This window comes from Rhizobium sp. 01L419, assembly GCF_056400025.1.
The window spans coordinates 54949-72943 of record NZ_JBFTSM010000015.1 but is presented as its reverse complement, the minus strand read 5'-3'; the positions used below and the strand labels follow the sequence as shown (position 1 = coordinate 72943).

The following is a 17995-nucleotide window of genomic DNA, read 5'->3' as shown; positions in this document are numbered from 1 at the left end:
GATGGTAACGTCCGAGTTCAGATTGTTCAAATTCACGCTGCTTAGCATGTCGATGGCCGTTTCTCTGGCCATGGCCTGTCCGGTGCTGGCATTCGACATAAAGACGGGCGTCACGAAAGAATCGGGGCCTTTCGATCTCTTCAAATTCGGTTTCAAGGCGTACAAGAACGGTCAGAAGGAAGAGGCGGTCGAAGCCTATAAATATGCCGCCGAAAAGGGCCACACCGGTTCGCGCTGGGCGCTCGCCAACATGTATGCCGACGGCGACGGCGTGGCGCAGGATGATTTCGAAGCCTTCAAGATCTATAGCGAGATCGCACAGCAGGGCGTGGAGCCTGGTTCGGAGGATACCGGCTTCTTCATCAATGCTCTGCTGTCGCTTGCCAGCTATTACAAGCACGGCATTGCCGGCAGCCCGGTGAAGATCGATCTCAATCAGTCCCGCCAGCTCTATTTCCAGGTTGCTTCTACCTTCGGTGTTCCCGAAGCGCAGTTCCAGCTTGCGCAGATGATGCTGGCAGGCGAGGGCGGCAGCGCCAATATCAATCAGGCCAAGAAATGGCTCAATCAGGCCCGCAAGAGCGGCCATCCCGGCGCCATGTCGGTCTTCGGTAACATCCTTTTCGATGAAGGCCAGTCCGCCCGCGGCCTGGCGTTGATGACGGCGGCTCTCGACCGCTGCAAACCGAAGGATTGCAGCTGGATGCAATCGTTGCAGGAAGATGCCTTCTCCATCGCCAGCGAAGCAGATCGGCGCGCGGCCGTATCCCTGTCGCACACGATTGCGACCGGTTCGGATGACTGAGCTTTAAAGCTCAGGCAGCAAAATCGAAGTAAGCTACGACAGGCACGTGGTCGGACGGCTTTTCCCAGGCGCGCACATGCTTTTCGATCGCCGCTGACGTCATGCAGTCAGCTGCTTCCGGTGACAGCATCAGATGGTCTATGCGGATGCCGTTGTTCTTCGGCCAGGCGCCGGCCTGATAATCCCAAAAGGAATAGAGCGCTGTCGCATCCGTCGCCGAACGTACGGCGTCGACGAGACCGAGGTTTTCCAGCCGGCGGAAGGATTCGCGCGTTTGCGGCAGGAAGAGCGCATCGCTTGCCCAGACCTTGGGGTCGAAGCAATCATGCGGCTCGGGGATGACGTTGTAGTCGCCGGCGAGAATGAAAATTTCCTCGAATTCCAGACGCTCGGCCGCGAATTTGCGCAGGCGCTCCATCCAGGCGAGCTTGTAGGGGTATTTTTCCGTTTCCGGTGGGTTGCCGTTCGGAAGGTAGAGGCAGCAAACGCGCGCCACCTTGTTGTCGGGCAGCGAGAAGACGGCTTCGAGGAATCGCGCCTGCTCGTCGAGCGGATCGCCCGGCAGGCCGCGATTGACTTCCGAAGGCGAGCTCTTGGAGAGAATGGCAACGCCGTTGAAGCCCTTCTGACCATGCGTTTCGACGTGGTAGCCGAGCGCCTCGATCTCCAGCCGCGGGAAGCCTTCGTCGACCGTTTTGATTTCCTGCAGGCAGACGATGTCGGGACTGGAATCCTTCAGCCATTGCGTCAGGTTGTCGATGCGCGCCTTGACGCCGTTGATGTTCCAGGTCGCGATCTTCATGGCTTCCATCCTGCTCTCTGTCTCGAGCGTTCTTGTATCGCGCTCCGGCGCCGTCGGACAAGACACGAAACCGGCCGGAAGAAAATCTTCGGCCGGTTGGATGTGGAAAGCAGATGTTGGATCAGATTGCGAAGCTGGTGCCGCAGCCGCAGCTTGCCACTGCATTCGGATTATTGATCTGGAACGACTGGCCGAGCAGATTGTCGACGAAATCGATCTCCGAGCCGGCCATGTAGACCAGCGAGAGACTGTCGATCAGCACCTTGGCATCGTTCTTTTCGACGACAAGGTCGTCTTCTGCCGGAGCATCGACAAGGTCGAACTTGTAGGAAAAGCCGGAACAGCCGCCGCCTTCGACGGAGACGCGCAACGCGCTCTTGCCGGGATCGCTGCCGACAATGGCCGCAATACGCTTTGCCGCGGCATCGGAAAGGGTTACATTCACGTCAGTCATTTTTCCTCCTGCCGGGGTCAAGTTCCGGAGAGAATTCTTTTTCGGCGTTTGATATTCAAACGCATGATATCAAAGAAACTTATCATGTTCCCTAGGTAAAGGACAGGATCTGGCGAAGCGGACGATGAAGCGCCTCTTTGCCGTTTCTATGGGCTATAGGTATGAAGAGTGGAAAGCGGCGTCAATGGGCAAGGCTGCAACGCATTAGTGACGGTGAAGAATGAGCTTCGACAGGCATGCATTGGGTTTCGGTTATGGCGAACGGGCGGTCTATGCGGCAGATCCATGGAATTCGCGCGGACGTCTCTATGCGGAAGGCGGCAGCCCGACGCGTTCCGACTTCCAGCGTGACCGCGACCGCATCATCCACACGACGGCCTTCCGCCGGCTGAAGCACAAGACACAGGTATTCATCGCCCAGGACGGCGACCATTATCGCACACGCCTCACGCATACGATCGAGGTGGCGCAGATCGCCCGAGCGCTTGCTCGCGCCCTGAAGGCTGATGAGGACCTGGCCGAGGGCGTGGCGCTCGTCCACGATTTCGGCCACACGCCCTTCGGCCATACCGGCGAGGATGCGCTGCACGAAGAGCTGCTGCCCTATGGCGGCTTCGACCACAATGCCCAATCCTTGCGCATCGTCACCAAACTTGAGCGGCGTTATGCCGAATTCGACGGCATCAACCTGACCTGGGAAAGCCTCGAAGGTCTTGTCAAGCACAACGGTCCGCTGCTGACGGCCGATGGTGTGGGCACGCGCGGACCGGTGCCGCAGCCGATTCTCGATTATTGCGAGCTGCATGATCTGGAGCTTGAGAGCTATGCAAGCCTCGAAGCGCAGGTGGCGGCGATCGCTGACGACATCGCCTACAATACGCATGATATCGATGACGGTCTGCGCTCAGGCTATCTGAATTTCGAGATGCTGGAGGAAATTCCGTTTCTTGCCGGGCTCATGGCCGAGGTGCGGGAGCGCTACCCGCATTTGGAGCCGAGCCGTTTCACGCATGAGATCATGCGCCGCCAGATCACGCGCATGGTCGAGGACGTCATCGGCGTGGCGCAGAAGCGTCTTGCGCAGTTGAACCCGCAAAGCGCCGACGATATCCGCAAGGCCGACCATGTGCTCGCGACGTTTTCGGATGAAATGTCCGAGACCGACAGGCAGATCAAGGCGATGCTCTTCAAGCGCATCTATCGCAATCCCGATATCATGCGCATTCGCGCGGGTGCTGCCCAGATCGTCAAAGACTTGTTTGGCGCTTACATGGCCAACCCTAAGGAGATGCAGAGCCATTATTGGGTCGACCATATCGCAGGCCTTTCCGACGCGCCGAAGGCCCGCCACGTCGGCGATTATCTGGCCGGCATGACGGATACCTATGCCATCAGTGCCCACAGGCGATTGTTTGACCACACTCCCGATTTGCGATAGGCAGCAGCCGCCCGGCAGCCGCCGGCGACCTTGTTGGCACAGCCTGTGCATGGAAGAATGCGATGAACCTTTTTACCGATTTTGAAGCCAGGATTAAAAACGCCCTTGAACAGCTCGAGCTGGTCAAGGAAAAGCGATCCGAGCTCGATTTCGGTCGCATTGCAGTCGAACCGCCACGTGATGCGACCCACGGCGACGTGGCAACCAATGCCGCCATGGTGCTCGCCAAGCCGCTCGGTACCAATCCGCGTGCGCTTGCCGAAATCATTATCGCCAAGCTGCAGGAAGACACCGATGTCGCCGAGGTTTCCGTCGCTGGTCCCGGCTTCATCAATATCAGGCTTTCCGTTGGCTACTGGCAGCGTGTGCTCGATGCGATGATCCGTACGGGCACGGATTACGGTCGCTCCGTGCTGGGGCAGGGCAAGAAGGTCAACGTCGAATATGTTTCGGCCAATCCGACTGGCCCGATGCATGTCGGCCATTGCCGCGGCGCCGTTGTCGGCGATGCGCTGGCAAACCTTCTGGCCTTTGCCGGCTACGATGTCGTCAAGGAATATTACATCAACGACGCCGGCTCGCAGATCGATGTGCTCGCCCGCTCCGTTTTCCTGCGCTACCGCGAAGCGCTTGGCGAGAGGATCGGCGATATCCCGTCCGGCCTCTATCCGGGTGATTATCTGGTCCCGGTCGGTGAATCGCTCGCTGCCGAATATGGCGTGCGCCTGCACAACATGCCGGAAGAGCAGTGGATGCCGATCGTCAAGGATCGCGCCATTGAGATGATGATGGTGATGATCCGCGAGGATCTCGCAGCCCTCAACGTCCATCACGGCGTCTTCTTCTCTGAACGCACGCTGCATGCCAATGGCGCGGCTGCGATCCGCACTGCCATCAACGACCTGACCTTCAAGGGCTATGTTTACAAAGGCACGCTGCCGCCACCGAAGGGCCAGTTGCCTGAGGATTGGGAAGACCGCGAACAGACGCTTTTCCGCTCGACCGAAGTCGGTGACGATATCGACCGTCCGCTCATCAAGTCGGACGGCTCCTACACCTATTTCGCCGCTGACGTTGCCTACTTCAAGAACAAGTTCGACCGCGGTTTCGACGAGATGATCTATGTGCTCGGCGCCGATCACGGTGGTTACGTGAAGCGTCTGGAGGCGGTCGCGCGTGGTGTTTCCGAAGGTAAGGCCAAGCTGACGGTGCTGCTCTGCCAGCTCGTGAAGCTGTACCGCGATGGCGAGCCGGTGAAGATGTCGAAGCGCTCGGGCGATTTTGTCACATTGCGCGATGTCGTTGAGGAGGTCGGACGTGATTCGGTCCGCTTCATGATGCTTTATCGCAAGAATTCGGAGCCTCTGGACTTCGATTTCGCCAAAGTAACGGAGCAATCCAAAGATAATCCGGTCTTTTACGTGCAGTATGCACATGCTCGCTGCATGTCCGTCTTCCGGCAGGCCAAGGAGGCCTTCCCGGACTTCGCCTCGACTCCCGAGCTTTTGGCGCAATCCGTTGCAGGCATTAGAGATTCTGCCGAACTACAGCTGATTGCCAAGGCCGCGGAATTCCCGCGCGTGGTCGAAAGTGCAGCCCAGTCTCAAGAGCCGCATCGCATCGCTTTTTACCTCTATGATCTTGCCAGCGCCTTCCACGCTCACTGGAACAAAGGTAAAGATCAGACTGAATTACGATTTGTTAACGATAAGAACCGAGAATCGAGTACTGCCAGACTTGGGCTGGTGTACGCCGTCGCGTCGGTTTTGAAGTCGGGACTTGCCATTACAGGCACTGCCGCACCGGACGAAATGCGATAACGTCACCATTTACCCACAATGCGCTGGCATTGAAGTGTTAGCGTTTTTGAGTGGGATGGGCATGGCTGATAAACGACTTGCGTATGACACGCGCGGTAAAGACGATATGTTTGCCGACGATGATCCGTTGGCTGAACTTGCTCGTATCGTCGGCTTTGAACCTCGAATTGCGGCCAATACTGTAAGCGAGCCCGAACGGCAGGAGCCGTCTCTCAATCTTGAGGACGAGCTTCTCCGCGAGTTCGAGCGTTACGATGCGCCGCGTCCCCTGGCTGCTCTCGATCACCCGGCAGAGCCAACCACCCGGGAAGTCGAAACCTACGAATATGTCGAGCCGGTCCAGGACGAAGTGCCCTCGATCGGCGAAGAGCTTTCTCTGTCGGTTGCGACCGATTTCGAGACACCTGTCGTCGAGCCCGAGCTTCCGGAAGCAGTTGCCGTCGCTCCCGAGGTGGCCCCTCCGGAGCCGGTTGCACTCGATTGGGAAGCGCCTGTCGCCACCGATTGGTTGCCTGCGCCGTCCAGGCCTGTCGCTGTTTCCGCGGAACCTCCGCTTACGTTCACGGCCTATGGTGGCGCCCGCGATCTGATCGAGGAGCTTGAACTCTCGATCGGCGGCGCTGCTCCTGTCGCGCCAGCCACTCAGCCGCCGGCAAAGGCGCCTCAGTGGTCGGCCGCCAGCATTCGTCTTCCGCTTGCCAATTTTCACGCGCCGCGCCGGGAAGAGCCGGTCGTCGAGACTCCGGTTGTTGAGCCGGCTCCGGTTGAAGCCTTCACGAGCGAACCTGAATTTGTTGCAGAACAGGAATTCACGGTCGAACCCGAAGTGGTTGTGCCTGATGTAGCTGAAGAGCCTCTGCCGGTCGCGGCGGTTGAAGCTGCGGATTTCGAGCCGGTTGCGGCATCTTTCGGTTTTCCGGCGGAGATCGATCGCCACGAAGAGGTCGCCCTTCCTGAAGAGCCTGTCGCAACGCTTGATGACGTTGCTGTCTTCGAAGAGCGGGCCGAACCCGATAATGCCGGTTTCGATCTGATCGCCGCTGCAGCCGAAGGTGATGTCCATCCCGATGCGGCTCTGACGGAAGCGCTGCCGGAACCTGCCTTTGATGCGGATGCTTTCGTTCTCGACGATCTCCTGGCGGATGTCTCCCGTTATCCCGTGCCGCAGCGCCCTTCATCGCCCGTTGTGGCTGAATCGGTCGCTGCTGCATCGGAGCCTGTAGTTGCGCCGCCGGCACCGCAGGTCGCGCCGGTTCCTGCTGCTCCCGTTTTCGAGGCACCCGTCTTCGAAGCGCCCATTTTTGAACCGCCTGTTTTCGAGACACCTATCTTCGAAGCGCCCGTTGCTCGCGCAGCCCTACAGCCGACGGTCATTGCGCCGGTACCGATGAGCCGTGCGACGCCCGTTCTTCGCCAGCCTGAAGCGGCGAATCCGGTCGTTCAGGCTCCGGTAGAGCCGGTTTCTCAGCCTATCGCTCCTGCTCCCGTCGTCGCGCGCCAGCCGGAACTGGAAGCTGAAGATCCGTTTGCCGGCCATGATTTCGAGCTGGATCTCGCCGGTATCGAACTTGAACTCGCCGATCTCGACTTCTCCGAGTCGCCGGCTCCGCAGTCCAAGCCGGAGCCCGTGCGTGCAGCACCTGTGGCCGCAGCACAGCCGGCGGCGCGTCCGCAGCCAGCACAGGTTTTCGTGCCGCAGCCGCAGCCTGCTCCGGTCAGCTATGCCAAGCCGGTGCGGGCGATCGAATCCACCGACGATCTGCCATTCGATCCGTCGATGATCTCCGATCCGGAAGATCGTCCCGAGACGGTCGAGGACATGCACGTTCCGACGCTGCCGCCTGTCGAGCATCCTGAACCGGTCGCCAAGACCGCCGATTTCGATTTCGATCTCGATGCCGAGATCGCAAGCTTCTTCGAGCCTGCCAAGCGGCAGGAGAAGGCGCCTGTCGCCCCGGCTTGGGCACCCCCGGCCGCTCCTGCAACGGCAGCCGCTGTCGCCAAGCCGACAAGCTCCGCTTTCGCAGACGGGCTTGATGATTTCGAACGCGCACTGGAGGAGGATTTCCGCCGCAGTGTGCGCGAGCCGGTCGAGCGCCGCGAGAACGTTTCCGAAGTCCATATCGAATCCGCCAGCCAGACCGCAGATTTCAACCGTGCCCGCTCCATGCGCCGCCTGCTGGCCGCAGCCGCTACGCTGGTTGTTTTTGCCGGCGGCGCTTACGGTGTCTACACCTGGGTTTCCAACGGTCCAGGCCTCAGCATCGTCAGCTCCGGCGAGCCGCGTGTCATCACTGCCGATAAGGAACCGGTAAAGGTCGTTCCTGAAAATCCGGGCGGTAAGACCGTGCCGAACCAGGACAAGGCCGTTTATGACCGGGTCGCAGGTTCAGCCGAAGAGCCGAAGCAGAAGGCGCTGGTTTCCTCCGATGAGGCACCGGTCGATGTCGTCCAGCGCACGCTGACGCCTGAAGTTTCGCCCGATGACGATGAAGGCAGTGCCGATCCGGTTCTGCCGACGGCTGTCGGCGAGACGCAGGATCCGCGCCTGCTGCCCGAGCAAAACAACACTGCGGATGCCTCTGCGTCCGGTGACGATGCGACACCGTCCGTTTCGCCTCGCAAGGTCCGCACGATGATCGTCAAGCCGGACGGCACGCTCGTCGCCCGCGAAGAGACGGCGCCTGCCGATCAACCCGCACCGGCCAATGACGTGGCATCGGCAACGCCTGCAGCCCAGCCGGCGACGACGCCGTCTGCTGCAAGCTTCCCGGCAAACACCGGCAATCAGGTCGCCTCTGCTGCACTTCCGCCCGTCGGAACGGCGCCTGCAGCCCCGCCGGCTCAGACGACGGCCAAGGTGGCTGAGGTGAACGCCGCCAATGCAGACCAGGTCGATCCGCCGGTTCGCGCAGTGAAGACGACGCCGATCACCGATGCAGCCCCCGCTGCGACGACCGATACGGCGCCTGTCCCGACGGCCCGCCCGGCCAATCAGCCGGTCAATGTCGTCGGCACGGTAACCGAGAACGGCAATGTTCGCCCGACGGCCCAGCAGAAGCCGACGCAGGTCGCTTCTGCACCGGCAGCAGCCGCTGCCCAGCCGGCACAGCAGGCTCCGGCCGCCGCAAGTGGTGGCTATGGCATCCAGATCGCATCGTTGCCGTCAGAGGATGAGGCGAAAAAGTCGTACGCCAGCCTGTCGAAGAAGTTCGGCGGTGTGCTTGCTGGCCGCGCTTATGAAATCCGCAAGGCCGATATCGCCGGCAAGGGCACTTTCTACCGCGTCCGCATCCCGGCCGGCTCGAAGGACGAAGCTGCCGCCCTTTGCGAGCAGTATCGGTCCGCCGGTGGAAGCTGCCTCATTTCGCGCTGAGCTTTTTGGATATTCCTATCGGAGCGGCGGGCTTGCCCCGCCGTTCTTTTTTTGTGGGATCGCGCTTGACCTTGCTCGCAATTCGCGGGGCGGCCCTTATGATTCGAGTATGACCGAATCAAAAGCAATGATCCTTGGCTGCAGCGGCCTCAAGCTGACCGACGAAGAGAAGGCCTTCTACAGGGCTGAACGCCCTTGGGGCTTCATCCTCTTCGGGCGAAATATTTCCGAAGCGCAGCAGATCGGCGATCTTGTTGCCGAGCTGCGCGAATGTGTCGGCTGGCATGCGCCTGTGCTGATCGATCAGGAAGGCGGACGTGTCCAACGTATCCGTCCGCCGATCCTGCAGCATTATCCGCCTGGACAGGCGCTCGGCGATCTCTATCGCCGCGACCGCTCGCTTGGGTTGCGCGCCTCCTGGTTGATGTCACGCTTGCACGCCTTCGATCTCCAGCGGTTCGGCATCAATGTCGATTGCCTGCCGGTGCTGGACGTGCCGGTTGAAGGCAGCAGCAATGTCATCGGCAACAGAGCCTATGGCGGCGATCCCGTCACCGTAACGGAAATGGGCCGGGCAGCCGCCGAGGGATTGAAAGCCGGTGGCTTGCTTCCGGTCATGAAGCACATGCCGGGCCATGGGCGTGGCTTTGCGGATTCGCATCTGGAGCTGCCCGTTGTGACGGTGTCGCGCGAGGAGCTTGCAGCCCACGACTTCCAGCCCTTCGTTGACATGAAGGACGAGTTGATGGCGATGACCTGCCATGTCGTCTTCACGGCGATCGATCCGGATAATCCGGCGACCACTTCCCGGAAGGTGATCGATGAGGTGATCCGCACCGAGATCGGCTTCAAGGGATTGCTACTGTCAGACGACACCTCGATGAACGCGCTTTCCGGCACAATTGGCGAGCGTGCGGCGAATATTATTGCCGGTGGCTGCGATATCGTGCTGCACTGCAACGGCCATATGGACGAGATGCGCGATGTCGTGGCAAATGTTCCACCGCTGACAGGCCCCGCGCACGAGCGGGCACGAGCGGTGGAGGAAGGTTTTCCGACGCCGGATGCTGCGGACGAGGCGGCGATAAGGGCAGAATTCGACGCCATGTTTGCGATAGCTTGAGCAGAGGCAGGGTAGGGTGAACACGATCAAGAGCACGGACCGGTCTCAGGCGGCGTCGACGCCGATGGACAAGCTGTGGCAGGAGAATGGCTCTGAGCGTTCCAGCCACGAGCCCGCGCTGGTCATCGATGTCGCCGGCTTCGAAGGTCCGCTCGACCTGCTGCTTTATCTTGCCCGTAACCAGAAGGTCGATCTGTCGCGTATTTCCGTTCTGGCGCTTGCAGAGCAATATCTGCAGTTCGTCGAAAGCGCGCGGCGTATCCGCATTGAGCTTGCCGCCGACTATCTCGTCATGGCGGCCTGGCTTGCTTATCTGAAGTCTCGACTGCTGATCCCGCAGCAGGTCAAGGACGATGGCCCTTCGGGCGAGGAGATGGCCGCAACGCTTGCCTTCCGCCTGAAGCGTCTGGAAGCGATGCGCCAGGTTGCCGATGGCCTCGTCAACCGCAACCGGCTCGGCCGCGATATCTTCGCCCGCGGCGCACCCGAGCATATCCCGGATCGCCAGCAGTCCGATTATGATGCAAATCTCTACGACCTGCTGAGCGCCTATGCGGCGTTGCGCCAGCGTCACGCGATCACCCAGGTGACCATCGAACGCCGCACTGTCTGGTCGCTCACCGATGCTCGTGAACTATTGACCCAGCTGATCGGCGATATCGTCGACTGGACGGTCCTCGAACAATATTTGCTGCGCTATCTCGCAAGCCCTGCCGAACGCGTCACCGCTATCGCCAGCGCCTTTGCCGCCTCGCTGGAGCTGGCGCGCGAAGGAAAGCTCGAACTACGCCAGGACGGCGCCTTCCAGCCGATCTACATGCGCCGCGGCCCGAACCATGCCACCCTGCAGGTGGTCGAACAGGAGCAGTCGGATTGATCGACGCGCGAGACGAGGATTTTAAAGGCGGAGACTTGGAAGGCGAGGGTGCTTCCCGCGATCTGCAGGCCGAGATTGAAGCGGAGCGCATAGCCGAAGCGCTGGTTTTCGCCTCCGCCCAGCCGGTATCCGAAGGCTTCATCACCGAACGCCTGCCGAAGGGCTCGAATGCACATGAGATCATGCTGCGCCTGAAGGAGCAGTACGCGCCGCGCGGCGTCAATCTCGTCCAGGTCGACAGCGCTTGGGCCTTCCGCACTGCCGCCGATCTCTCCTTCGTCATTCGCCGCGACGAGAACGAGGTAAAAAAGCTTTCCCGCGCAGCACTCGAAGTGCTGGCGATCATCGCCTATCACCAGCCAGTGACGCGCGCCGAGATCGAAGATATCAGAGGGGTCCAGACGTCCCGTGGCACACTCGACGTGCTGATGGAAGCAGGCTGGGTGCGTTTCCGCGGTCGCCGGCGCACACCTGGCCGTCCAGTCACACTTGGCACGACGCGGGACTTCCTCGACCATTTCGGCCTCGAGGAATTGCGCGACCTGCCGGGTCTCGAAGAATTGAAGGGCACCGGCCTCCTGTCGGGCCGCATTCCCGCCAATTTCAATATTCCGTCCCCCCTGATGAACGACGAACTGACCGAGGACGAGGACCCGATCACCCAGTTGGATCTCGAGGAACTCGGACTGCTGGCCCCCGGCGGCGCTTCCGAGGAATGACGAAGCTTGGTCTTGCTTTTGCCACGCCCGCGCAAAACAATGTCAATCACGACTTTTCGATGGATGAATGACTTGTCACAAAGGCCGATACCGTGACATTAAGCTCAATCCAGAAGGATTGATGTTGGAAACCGTATCGGAAATTCTTACATCGAAGGAACATCGCAACAGGGAGTATGCGTAATGGGTTCTTTTAGCATGTGGCACTGGCTTATCGTTCTGGCCATCGTGCTGTTGTTGTTCGGTCGCGGCAAGATCCCGGAACTGATGGGCGACGTCGCCAAGGGCATCAAGAGCTTCAAGAAGGGCATGACGGACGAGGACGCGCCGGAGACGGGCAAGACCGTTGATCACAAGGCCGACGAAACGAAGTAATCACCTACGGGAAAGGGCGCAGCCCCCGCGCCGCCCGTTCAGGAGCCTTGCATGTTCGATATTGGCTGGACCGAGCTTTTGGTTATCGCGGTCGTTTTGATCGTGGTCGTCGGTCCCAAGGATTTGCCGCCGATGCTGCGCGCTTTCGGCAAGATGACTGCACGTGCCCGCAAGGTCGCGGGCGAATTTCGTGCCCAGTTCGACGAAGCGCTGCGCGAAGCCGAGCTTGACGACGTGCGCCGCACGATCAGTGACGCCCAGAGTCTGAACCCGGTCAACAGCCTGCGCGAGGCGATGAACCCGCTGCGCCAGATGGGCAACGAGATCAAGGCCGACCTGCAGAATTCGACGAAAGTCGATACGCCGGTAGAGCAGGGCGGTGGGAACAAGACGGAAGTGCCTCCTGCGGACGTGTCTGTGCCGGTGCCTTCGATGAGCTTGCCGGAGACGCCACCGATCGTTCCCGCGCCTCAGCCTGTTGCGACGGTTGCCGTGACCGAAAAGCCGAAGGCCGTACGCAAGCCGCGCGTGAAGGCGGCAGACAAGGCTGCCGCGGTCGCACTGGTTGCCGCCTCGGTTGAAAAGCCGAAGCGCGCTGCGGCAACGAAGAAGCCGACCGAAATCAAGACGCCGGCCGTAAGAAAAAAGAAGGATGAGGCATGAGCGGTGAAACAGAAGACAAGCCGCAGCCGTTGATTGAACACCTCATGGAGCTGCGCAAGCGGCTCATCTGGTCGATTGCGGCATTTTTCATTGCCTTCATCGTGTGCTTCGTTTTCGCCAAGCATATCTTCAACTACCTCGTCTTCCCCTACAAGCTTGCTGTCAGCTGGGCTCATCTCGATGTCGAGAAGGCGCAGCTCATCTATACGGCACCGCAGGAATTCTTCTTCACGCAGGTCAAGGTTGCCATGTTCGGTGGCCTGGTGATCGCTTTCCCGATCATTGCAGCGCAGATCTACAAGTTCGTCGCTCCCGGCCTCTACAAGAACGAACGCCAGGCCTTCCTGCCGTTCCTTGTCGCTTCGCCGATCCTGTTCCTCATGGGCGGCGCGCTGGTCTATTTCTTCTTCACGCCAATGGTCATGTGGTTCTTCCTGTCGATGCAGCAGGCACCGGGCCATGACGAGGTGGCGATCTCGCTCCTGCCGAAGGTTTCGGAATATCTGAGCCTCATCATGACGCTGGTCTTCTCCTTCGGCCTCGTCTTCCAGCTTCCGGTCATCACCACGCTTCTTGCCCGCGTCGGGCTTCTTACGTCGCAATGGCTCTCCGAAAAGCGCAAGTTCGCGATCGTGCTGGCCTTCGTCGTGGCCGCGGTCCTGACGCCGCCCGATCCCATGTCCCAGATCGGCCTTGCGCTGCCGACGATCCTTCTCTACGAGATTTCCATCTACGCGGCACGACTCGTGGAGCGTCAGCGTTCCAAGCAGGCGGTTGAAGAGGCCTCCGAATCCTCCGATGTCGCCAAGACGGACAGCGTCTGAGCGCATCAGGACATTTCTCTGAGTTCTGCCGTTTCCCATCCGGTCGGGGTTTCCTCCGACCGGTTCATTCTGTTGAAACGATCTGGAACGACGATGCTCGATATCAAATGGATCCGTGAGAATCCCGAGGCTCTCGATGCTGCCCTTGCAAAGCGCAGTGCGGAACCTCTGTCGCAATCTCTCATCGCCCTTGACGAAAAGCGCCGCTCCGCCGTGCAGAAAGCGCAGGATCTGCTGTCCCGCCGCAACGCCGCTTCCAAGGAGATCGGCGCGGCCATGGGACAGAAGAACACCGAGCTTGCCGAAAGGCTGAAGGCCGAGGTCGCCGACATCAAGGTGACGCTGCCCGCAGCCGAAGAGGAGGAGCGTACGCTTTCCGCCGAGCTCTACGACCAGCTCTCGCGCATCCCGAACGTGCCGCTCGACGAGGTGCCGGTCGGCAAGGACGAACACGACAATGTCGTGACCCGTACCGTCGGCGAGAAGCCGCGCTGGAACCATAAGCCGAAAGAGCATTTCGAAATCGGCGAAGCCCTCGGCTATATGGATTTCGAGCGCGCCGCCAAGCTCTCCGGCTCGCGCTTCACGGTTTTGACCGGTCCGCTCGCCAGACTGGAGCGTGCGCTCGGCCAGTTCATGATCGATCTCCACACGACCGAGCATGGCTACACCGAAGTTTCCTCGCCGTTGATGGTGCGCAACGAGGCACTGTTCGGCACCGGTAATCTGCCGAAGTTCGAAGAGGATCTCTTCAAGACGACGGATGGCCGCTACCTCATTCCGACTGCGGAAGTGACGCTGACCAACCTGGTTCGCGAGGAAATCCTCGATCAGGAAAAGCTGCCGCTGCGCTTCACTGCGCTCACGCCGTCCTTCCGTTCGGAGGCAGGCTCTGCCGGCCGGGATACGCGCGGCATGCTGCGCCAGCATCAATTCTGGAAGTGCGAGCTGGTCTCGATCACCGACGCTGAAAGCTCGCTCGCCGAGCATGAGCGCATGACGGCCTGTGCGGAAGAGGTGCTGAAGCGCCTCGGCCTGCATTTCCGCACCATGACGCTGTGCACCGGTGATATGGGCTTCGGCTCGCGCAAGACTTACGACCTCGAAGTCTGGCTGCCGGGACAGAACGCGTTTCGCGAAATCTCGTCCTGCTCGGTCTGCGGCGATTTTCAGGCGCGTCGCATGAACGCCCGCTACCGCGGCAAGGACGACAAGGCGACAAAGTTCGTCCACACGCTGAACGGCTCCGGAACGGCGGTCGGCCGTTGCCTGATCGCGGTTCTCGAAAATTATCTGAACGAGGATGGTTCGGTCACGATTCCGGACGTTTTGCAGCCCTATATGGGCGGCCTGACGAAGATCGAACGGGCGGCCTGAGATAATGCGCATCCTGCTGACGAATGACGACGGTATCCATGCCGAGGGCCTGGGTGCGCTGGAACGGATTGCAAGGACGCTTTCGGACGACGTCTGGATCGTCGCTCCCGAAACCGACCAGAGCGGCCTTGCGCATTCGCTCAGCCTTTCGGAGCCGCTGAGGCTCCGGAAGATCTCCGACAAGCACTACGCGCTGCGCGGCACGCCGACCGATTGCGTCATCATGGGCATCAAGCAGGTGCTGGACATCAAGCCGGACCTGGTACTGTCAGGCGTCAATTCCGGCTCCAACGTCGCCGACGACGTAACCTATTCCGGCACGATCGCCGGCGCCATCGAGGGCACGATGCAGGGCGTGCGCTCCTTCGCCCTCAGCCAGGCCTATGTCTATGATGACGGCGCGCGCATCCTGCCCTGGGAGGTCTGCGAAGCGCATGCGCCAGCGCTGCTCGAAAAGTTGATGACGGTCGATCTGCCCGAGGGCACCTTCCTGAATCTCAACTTCCCGAACTGTCGTCCTGATGAAGTCGAGGGCGTGGAGGTGACGGCGCAGGGCAAGCTTGCCTTCAACCTGCAGGTCGATGCGCGCACCGATGGCCGCGGCTTTCCCTATTACTGGCTGAAATTCGGCGAACGTGCCGGCGCCTTCACCGAGGGTAGCGATATTCACGCGCTGAAGCATAATAAGATTTCGGTAACACCTTTGAAACTGGATCTGACCGATTATTCCGTGACGGACCGCGTGGCGCGGGCCCTCGGACATGGAGTAAAGGGGTGACGGCGAAACTGGCCGAGAAGGAAGGCTTTGCAGCGCTGGTCCTCAGATTGCGCGCAGAAGGCATTTCCGACATCGATTTGCTGACCGCAGTCGAGCAGACACCGCGCTCGCTCTTCGTGCCGCCGCAGTTCGTCGAGAATGCCTATTCCAGCCGCACCATTCCGATTGATTGCGGTTCCTTTCTCGAAGGCGTCGATTTTGCCGTCCGCCTTCTGCATCATCTGAAAGTCCGCCCCGGCCAGCGCGTACTCGAAATCGGCACAGGCAGCGGCTTCACCGCGGCGGTCATCGGTCGTATTGCCGAACGCGTGCTGACAGTCGATCGCTATAAGACGCTGACGCTTTCGGCGCAGCGCCGCGTGGAAACTTTAAGCCTGCGCAACATCATCATCCGTCAGGCCGATGGCAGCGCCGGCATGCAGGGCGAGGGCACCTTCGATCGCATCCTGGTCACCGCTGCCTTTAGTTCCATGCCGCGCTTCTATTCCGATCAGCTCGTTTCCGGCGGCTCCATGATCGCGCCGCTGATCATCTCCGAAAATGAATGCAGGATGGTTCGCCTGACTAAAACCGGCAGCCGCTTTGAGCGGGAAGAGCTCTTCGACGCTCCCTACCTGCCGATCATTCCCCGGCTCGCTTCTCAGCTTTAACCGGCATCTGGCTCAAGGGCCGGCGGGCTATGATTTTTCGCCCGCAAACTATGGTTATCAAGTTCTCAAAAATATAGCACTGATTCCAGCATCTTAACCGCGTGGTAATACTAACGCGCTTTAATAGATTCACAAATGGTTGCGTTCTAAGTGGGTCGAGTCATGCGTTTCAGTCTTTCGCCGAAGTTTGGGAAGTCGGCTGGTAACCTCCTGGTCGTCGCCTTGCTGGCGAGTGCAGCAACAGGCTGCAGCTCCGATGTGACACGGTTCGGTAGTCTGTTTTCCTCCTCAGGGCAGGATCAGATGACGACAAATTCCATCCCCCGCAGAGGTTTCAATGGCGCACAGGGTGATCCGGTGCCGCGCGCGGATCTCGGCGGCTCAGCCATCCAGCCGGCCTATGCCGGGAACAATCAGGGCCAGCCGGGGTATGGCGCGAATAACCAGGGCCGGCCGGTGTATGCCTCCAACAATCAGGGCATGAGTCAGCCTTATCCGGGCCGTCCGAGCTATGAGCCGGTCGGCTCCAGCGCGCGGATGGCATCCACACCGGTTTCCGTTCAGCGTTCCGATCTCTCACCGCCAAGCGCAGGCTCAGTTTCCCCGCGTCAGCGGGAGAGGGACGTCGCTCTCGCCCAGCCGTTCCCGTCCGCTCCGAAGCCTGACCGTATTTCACCGGCCGCGGCAGCTCCGAAGGTTGCGCCCGATACGCTGACTACAGGCACGACACCGAAGGTCTCCGGCTGGTCCGGCGCAAATGCGCCCTCCGTCACGCTACGTCCCGGTGAGAACATCGCCGTGCTTTCCCGTCGCTACGGCGTTCCGGAAAAGGAAATCCTGCGCGTCAACAATCTGAAGACGGCATCTGCCGCCCAGCCCGGCCAGGCGATCCTCATCCCGACCTTTAATGGTGGCAACAATGCCGCCAAGGCCGCAGCCCAGTCCGCTGACCTTTCCAAACCGGGCGATCTGCCGCAGCCGACGAAGGGCCAGGAACAGAAAGTGGCTGTTGTTCCGGGCGCCAATTCCGCTCGCGACAAGACCGTCGCAAGCGCGGACCCGACAGGCAAGCTTCCCGCCGGCGCCGGCAAGGATCCGAAGGGTGCTGTCGGTACCTACACGGTCAAGCAGGGTGACTCTCTTGCCAAGATCGCCAGGGCGACAGGTGCCAACGTTGACGACATCAAGGCCGCCAACAATCTGTCGGCAAGCTCGATCCGCATCGGCCAGGAGCTGAAGATCCCGAATGGCGGGGCTTCCGCCGATACGATCAAGACTGCCTCCATTCCGGCGCAGAAGGTCGATCAGGTAAAGCCCGCCCAGTCGGCAAGCGCACCGGTCCAGACCGCCTCCGCGCAGCCGGCGCCCTATAAGGCTCCTGCCGCCACGCAGACGGTCGATGACGTCGAGAAAAAATCCGATGTCAGCGCTGCGGCTCCTGAAGCCACCGGCATCGGCAAGTATCGCTGGCCGGTTCGCGGCCAGGTGATCGCGGCCTATGGCGCCAATGTCAACGGCAGCCGCAATGACGGCATCGACATCTCGGTTCCGCAGGGCACGCCGATCAAGGCCGCCGAAAATGGCGTCGTCATCTATGCCGGCAACGGCCTGAAAGAGCTCGGCAATACGGTTCTTGTCCGTCACGATGACGGCACCGTCACCGTCTACGGCAACGCCGATACGCTGAGCGTCGCCCGCGGTCAGAAGATCCAGCGTGGCCAGACGGTTGCCGTGTCGGGTATGAGCGGCGACGTGAAGCAGCCGCAGGTCCACTTCGAAGTCCGCAAGGACGCCTCCCCGGTCAACCCGATGACATTTCTTGAATAGCGATATTTCTGAGTAGGTAGAGCGTCTCAGGAAAATGCAAAAGCCCGGTCATCAGCCGGGCTTTTGTCGTTTCGAGGCGCGTCGCGC

At 60.5% G+C, this 17995-nt stretch carries 16 protein-coding genes; 14 read left to right on the top strand and 2 right to left on the bottom strand.

Annotated features, from left to right (window positions below; genetic code table 11):
* The first annotated feature begins 1 nt into the window (after position 1).
* On the top strand, positions 2-805 hold the full coding sequence (gene exoR / locus AC1DUP_RS26080) for an exopolysaccharide production regulator ExoR (protein ID WP_113311591.1): 804 nt from the start codon (positions 2-4) through the stop codon (positions 803-805).
* A gap of 10 nt (positions 806-815) precedes the next feature.
* Here exoR and xth read toward each other — a convergent pair whose 3' ends face one another.
* Both xth and erpA read right to left on the bottom strand, forming a co-directional pair.
* Entirely contained in the window at positions 816-1607 is a 792-nt protein-coding gene (gene xth, locus AC1DUP_RS26075) for an exodeoxyribonuclease III (protein WP_113311627.1), read from the bottom strand.
* A 121-nt stretch (positions 1608-1728) separates the two neighbouring features.
* Positions 1729-2061 (bottom strand): iron-sulfur cluster insertion protein ErpA, encoded by a 333-nt coding sequence (erpA, locus tag AC1DUP_RS26070; protein WP_477835480.1) that lies wholly within the window; start codon positions 2059-2061, stop codon positions 1729-1731.
* A gap of 220 nt (positions 2062-2281) precedes the next feature.
* On the opposite strand from erpA, the gene AC1DUP_RS26065 reads away from it, so the two are divergent.
* From AC1DUP_RS26065 to AC1DUP_RS26005, 13 genes are all read left to right on the top strand, one after another.
* Complete coding sequence (locus AC1DUP_RS26065; protein ID WP_113295720.1) at positions 2282-3499, top strand: deoxyguanosinetriphosphate triphosphohydrolase; 1218 nt, start codon at positions 2282-2284, stop codon at positions 3497-3499.
* 62 nt (positions 3500-3561) lie between these two features.
* Positions 3562-5319: an arginine--tRNA ligase gene (argS, locus tag AC1DUP_RS26060; protein WP_477835478.1), complete on the top strand. Its 1758-nt coding sequence runs from the start codon at positions 3562-3564 to the stop codon at positions 5317-5319.
* 61 nt (positions 5320-5380) lie between these two features.
* On the top strand, positions 5381-8695 hold the full coding sequence (locus AC1DUP_RS26055; protein WP_477835476.1) for an SPOR domain-containing protein: 3315 nt from the start codon (positions 5381-5383) through the stop codon (positions 8693-8695).
* 109 nt (positions 8696-8804) lie between these two features.
* Positions 8805-9818: a beta-N-acetylhexosaminidase gene (gene nagZ, locus AC1DUP_RS26050; RefSeq protein WP_113311629.1), complete on the top strand. Its 1014-nt coding sequence runs from the start codon at positions 8805-8807 to the stop codon at positions 9816-9818.
* 16 nt (positions 9819-9834) lie between these two features.
* Positions 9835-10695 (top strand): segregation and condensation protein A, encoded by an 861-nt coding sequence (locus tag AC1DUP_RS26045; RefSeq protein WP_113311594.1) that lies wholly within the window; start codon positions 9835-9837, stop codon positions 10693-10695.
* Positions 10695-11414, top strand: coding sequence for an SMC-Scp complex subunit ScpB (scpB, locus tag AC1DUP_RS26040; protein WP_477835681.1), 720 nt, complete (start codon positions 10695-10697; stop codon positions 11412-11414). Before AC1DUP_RS26045 ends, scpB begins: the two co-directional genes overlap by 1 nt.
* 183 nt (positions 11415-11597) lie before the next feature.
* Positions 11598-11789: a twin-arginine translocase TatA/TatE family subunit gene (locus AC1DUP_RS26035; protein ID WP_113295716.1), complete on the top strand. Its 192-nt coding sequence runs from the start codon at positions 11598-11600 to the stop codon at positions 11787-11789.
* Between the two features lie 51 nt (positions 11790-11840).
* On the top strand, positions 11841-12452 hold the full coding sequence (gene tatB, locus AC1DUP_RS26030) for a Sec-independent protein translocase protein TatB (RefSeq protein ID WP_477835473.1): 612 nt from the start codon (positions 11841-11843) through the stop codon (positions 12450-12452).
* Complete coding sequence (tatC, locus tag AC1DUP_RS26025) at positions 12449-13276, top strand: twin-arginine translocase subunit TatC (RefSeq protein WP_113295714.1); 828 nt, start codon at positions 12449-12451, stop codon at positions 13274-13276. The genes tatB and tatC overlap by 4 nt, the downstream gene beginning before the upstream one ends.
* 93 nt (positions 13277-13369) lie before the next feature.
* Positions 13370-14653: a serine--tRNA ligase gene (serS, locus tag AC1DUP_RS26020; RefSeq protein WP_113507920.1), complete on the top strand. Its 1284-nt coding sequence runs from the start codon at positions 13370-13372 to the stop codon at positions 14651-14653.
* 4 nt (positions 14654-14657) lie between these two features.
* On the top strand, positions 14658-15431 hold the full coding sequence (gene surE / locus AC1DUP_RS26015; protein ID WP_113295712.1) for a 5'/3'-nucleotidase SurE: 774 nt from the start codon (positions 14658-14660) through the stop codon (positions 15429-15431).
* Positions 15428-16081, top strand: a complete 654-nt coding sequence (locus AC1DUP_RS26010; RefSeq protein ID WP_113311598.1) for a protein-L-isoaspartate(D-aspartate) O-methyltransferase — start codon at positions 15428-15430, stop codon at positions 16079-16081. Before surE ends, AC1DUP_RS26010 begins: the two co-directional genes overlap by 4 nt.
* A 162-nt stretch (positions 16082-16243) precedes the next feature.
* Entirely contained in the window at positions 16244-17908 is a 1665-nt protein-coding gene (locus AC1DUP_RS26005) for a peptidoglycan DD-metalloendopeptidase family protein (protein WP_113295710.1), read from the top strand.
* The last annotated feature ends 87 nt before the right edge of the window (positions 17909-17995 follow it).

What these genes read in the sequence shown, in the direction of transcription:
- xth (WP_113311627.1), bottom strand. Translation starts at nt 1,607, where the DNA reads ATGAAGATCGCGACCTGGAACATCAACGGCGTCAAGGCGCGCATCGAC.
- AC1DUP_RS26035 (WP_113295716.1), top strand. Translation starts at nt 11,598, where the DNA reads ATGGGTTCTTTTAGCATGTGGCACTGGCTTATCGTTCTGGCCATCGTG.
- tatC (WP_113295714.1), top strand. Translation starts at nt 12,449, where the DNA reads ATGAGCGGTGAAACAGAAGACAAGCCGCAGCCGTTGATTGAACACCTC.
- exoR (WP_113311591.1), top strand. Translation starts at nt 2, where the DNA reads ATGGTAACGTCCGAGTTCAGATTGTTCAAATTCACGCTGCTTAGCATG.
- AC1DUP_RS26065 (WP_113295720.1), top strand. Translation starts at nt 2,282, where the DNA reads ATGAGCTTCGACAGGCATGCATTGGGTTTCGGTTATGGCGAACGGGCG.
- tatB (WP_477835473.1), top strand. Translation starts at nt 11,841, where the DNA reads ATGTTCGATATTGGCTGGACCGAGCTTTTGGTTATCGCGGTCGTTTTG.
- serS (WP_113507920.1), top strand. Translation starts at nt 13,370, where the DNA reads ATGCTCGATATCAAATGGATCCGTGAGAATCCCGAGGCTCTCGATGCT.
- AC1DUP_RS26005 (WP_113295710.1), top strand. Translation starts at nt 16,244, where the DNA reads ATGCGTTTCAGTCTTTCGCCGAAGTTTGGGAAGTCGGCTGGTAACCTC.
- AC1DUP_RS26055 (WP_477835476.1), top strand. Translation starts at nt 5,381, where the DNA reads ATGGCTGATAAACGACTTGCGTATGACACGCGCGGTAAAGACGATATG.
- argS (WP_477835478.1), top strand. Translation starts at nt 3,562, where the DNA reads ATGAACCTTTTTACCGATTTTGAAGCCAGGATTAAAAACGCCCTTGAA.
- erpA (WP_477835480.1), bottom strand. Translation starts at nt 2,061, where the DNA reads ATGACTGACGTGAATGTAACCCTTTCCGATGCCGCGGCAAAGCGTATT.
- surE (WP_113295712.1), top strand. Translation starts at nt 14,658, where the DNA reads ATGCGCATCCTGCTGACGAATGACGACGGTATCCATGCCGAGGGCCTG.
- nagZ (WP_113311629.1), top strand. Translation starts at nt 8,805, where the DNA reads ATGACCGAATCAAAAGCAATGATCCTTGGCTGCAGCGGCCTCAAGCTG.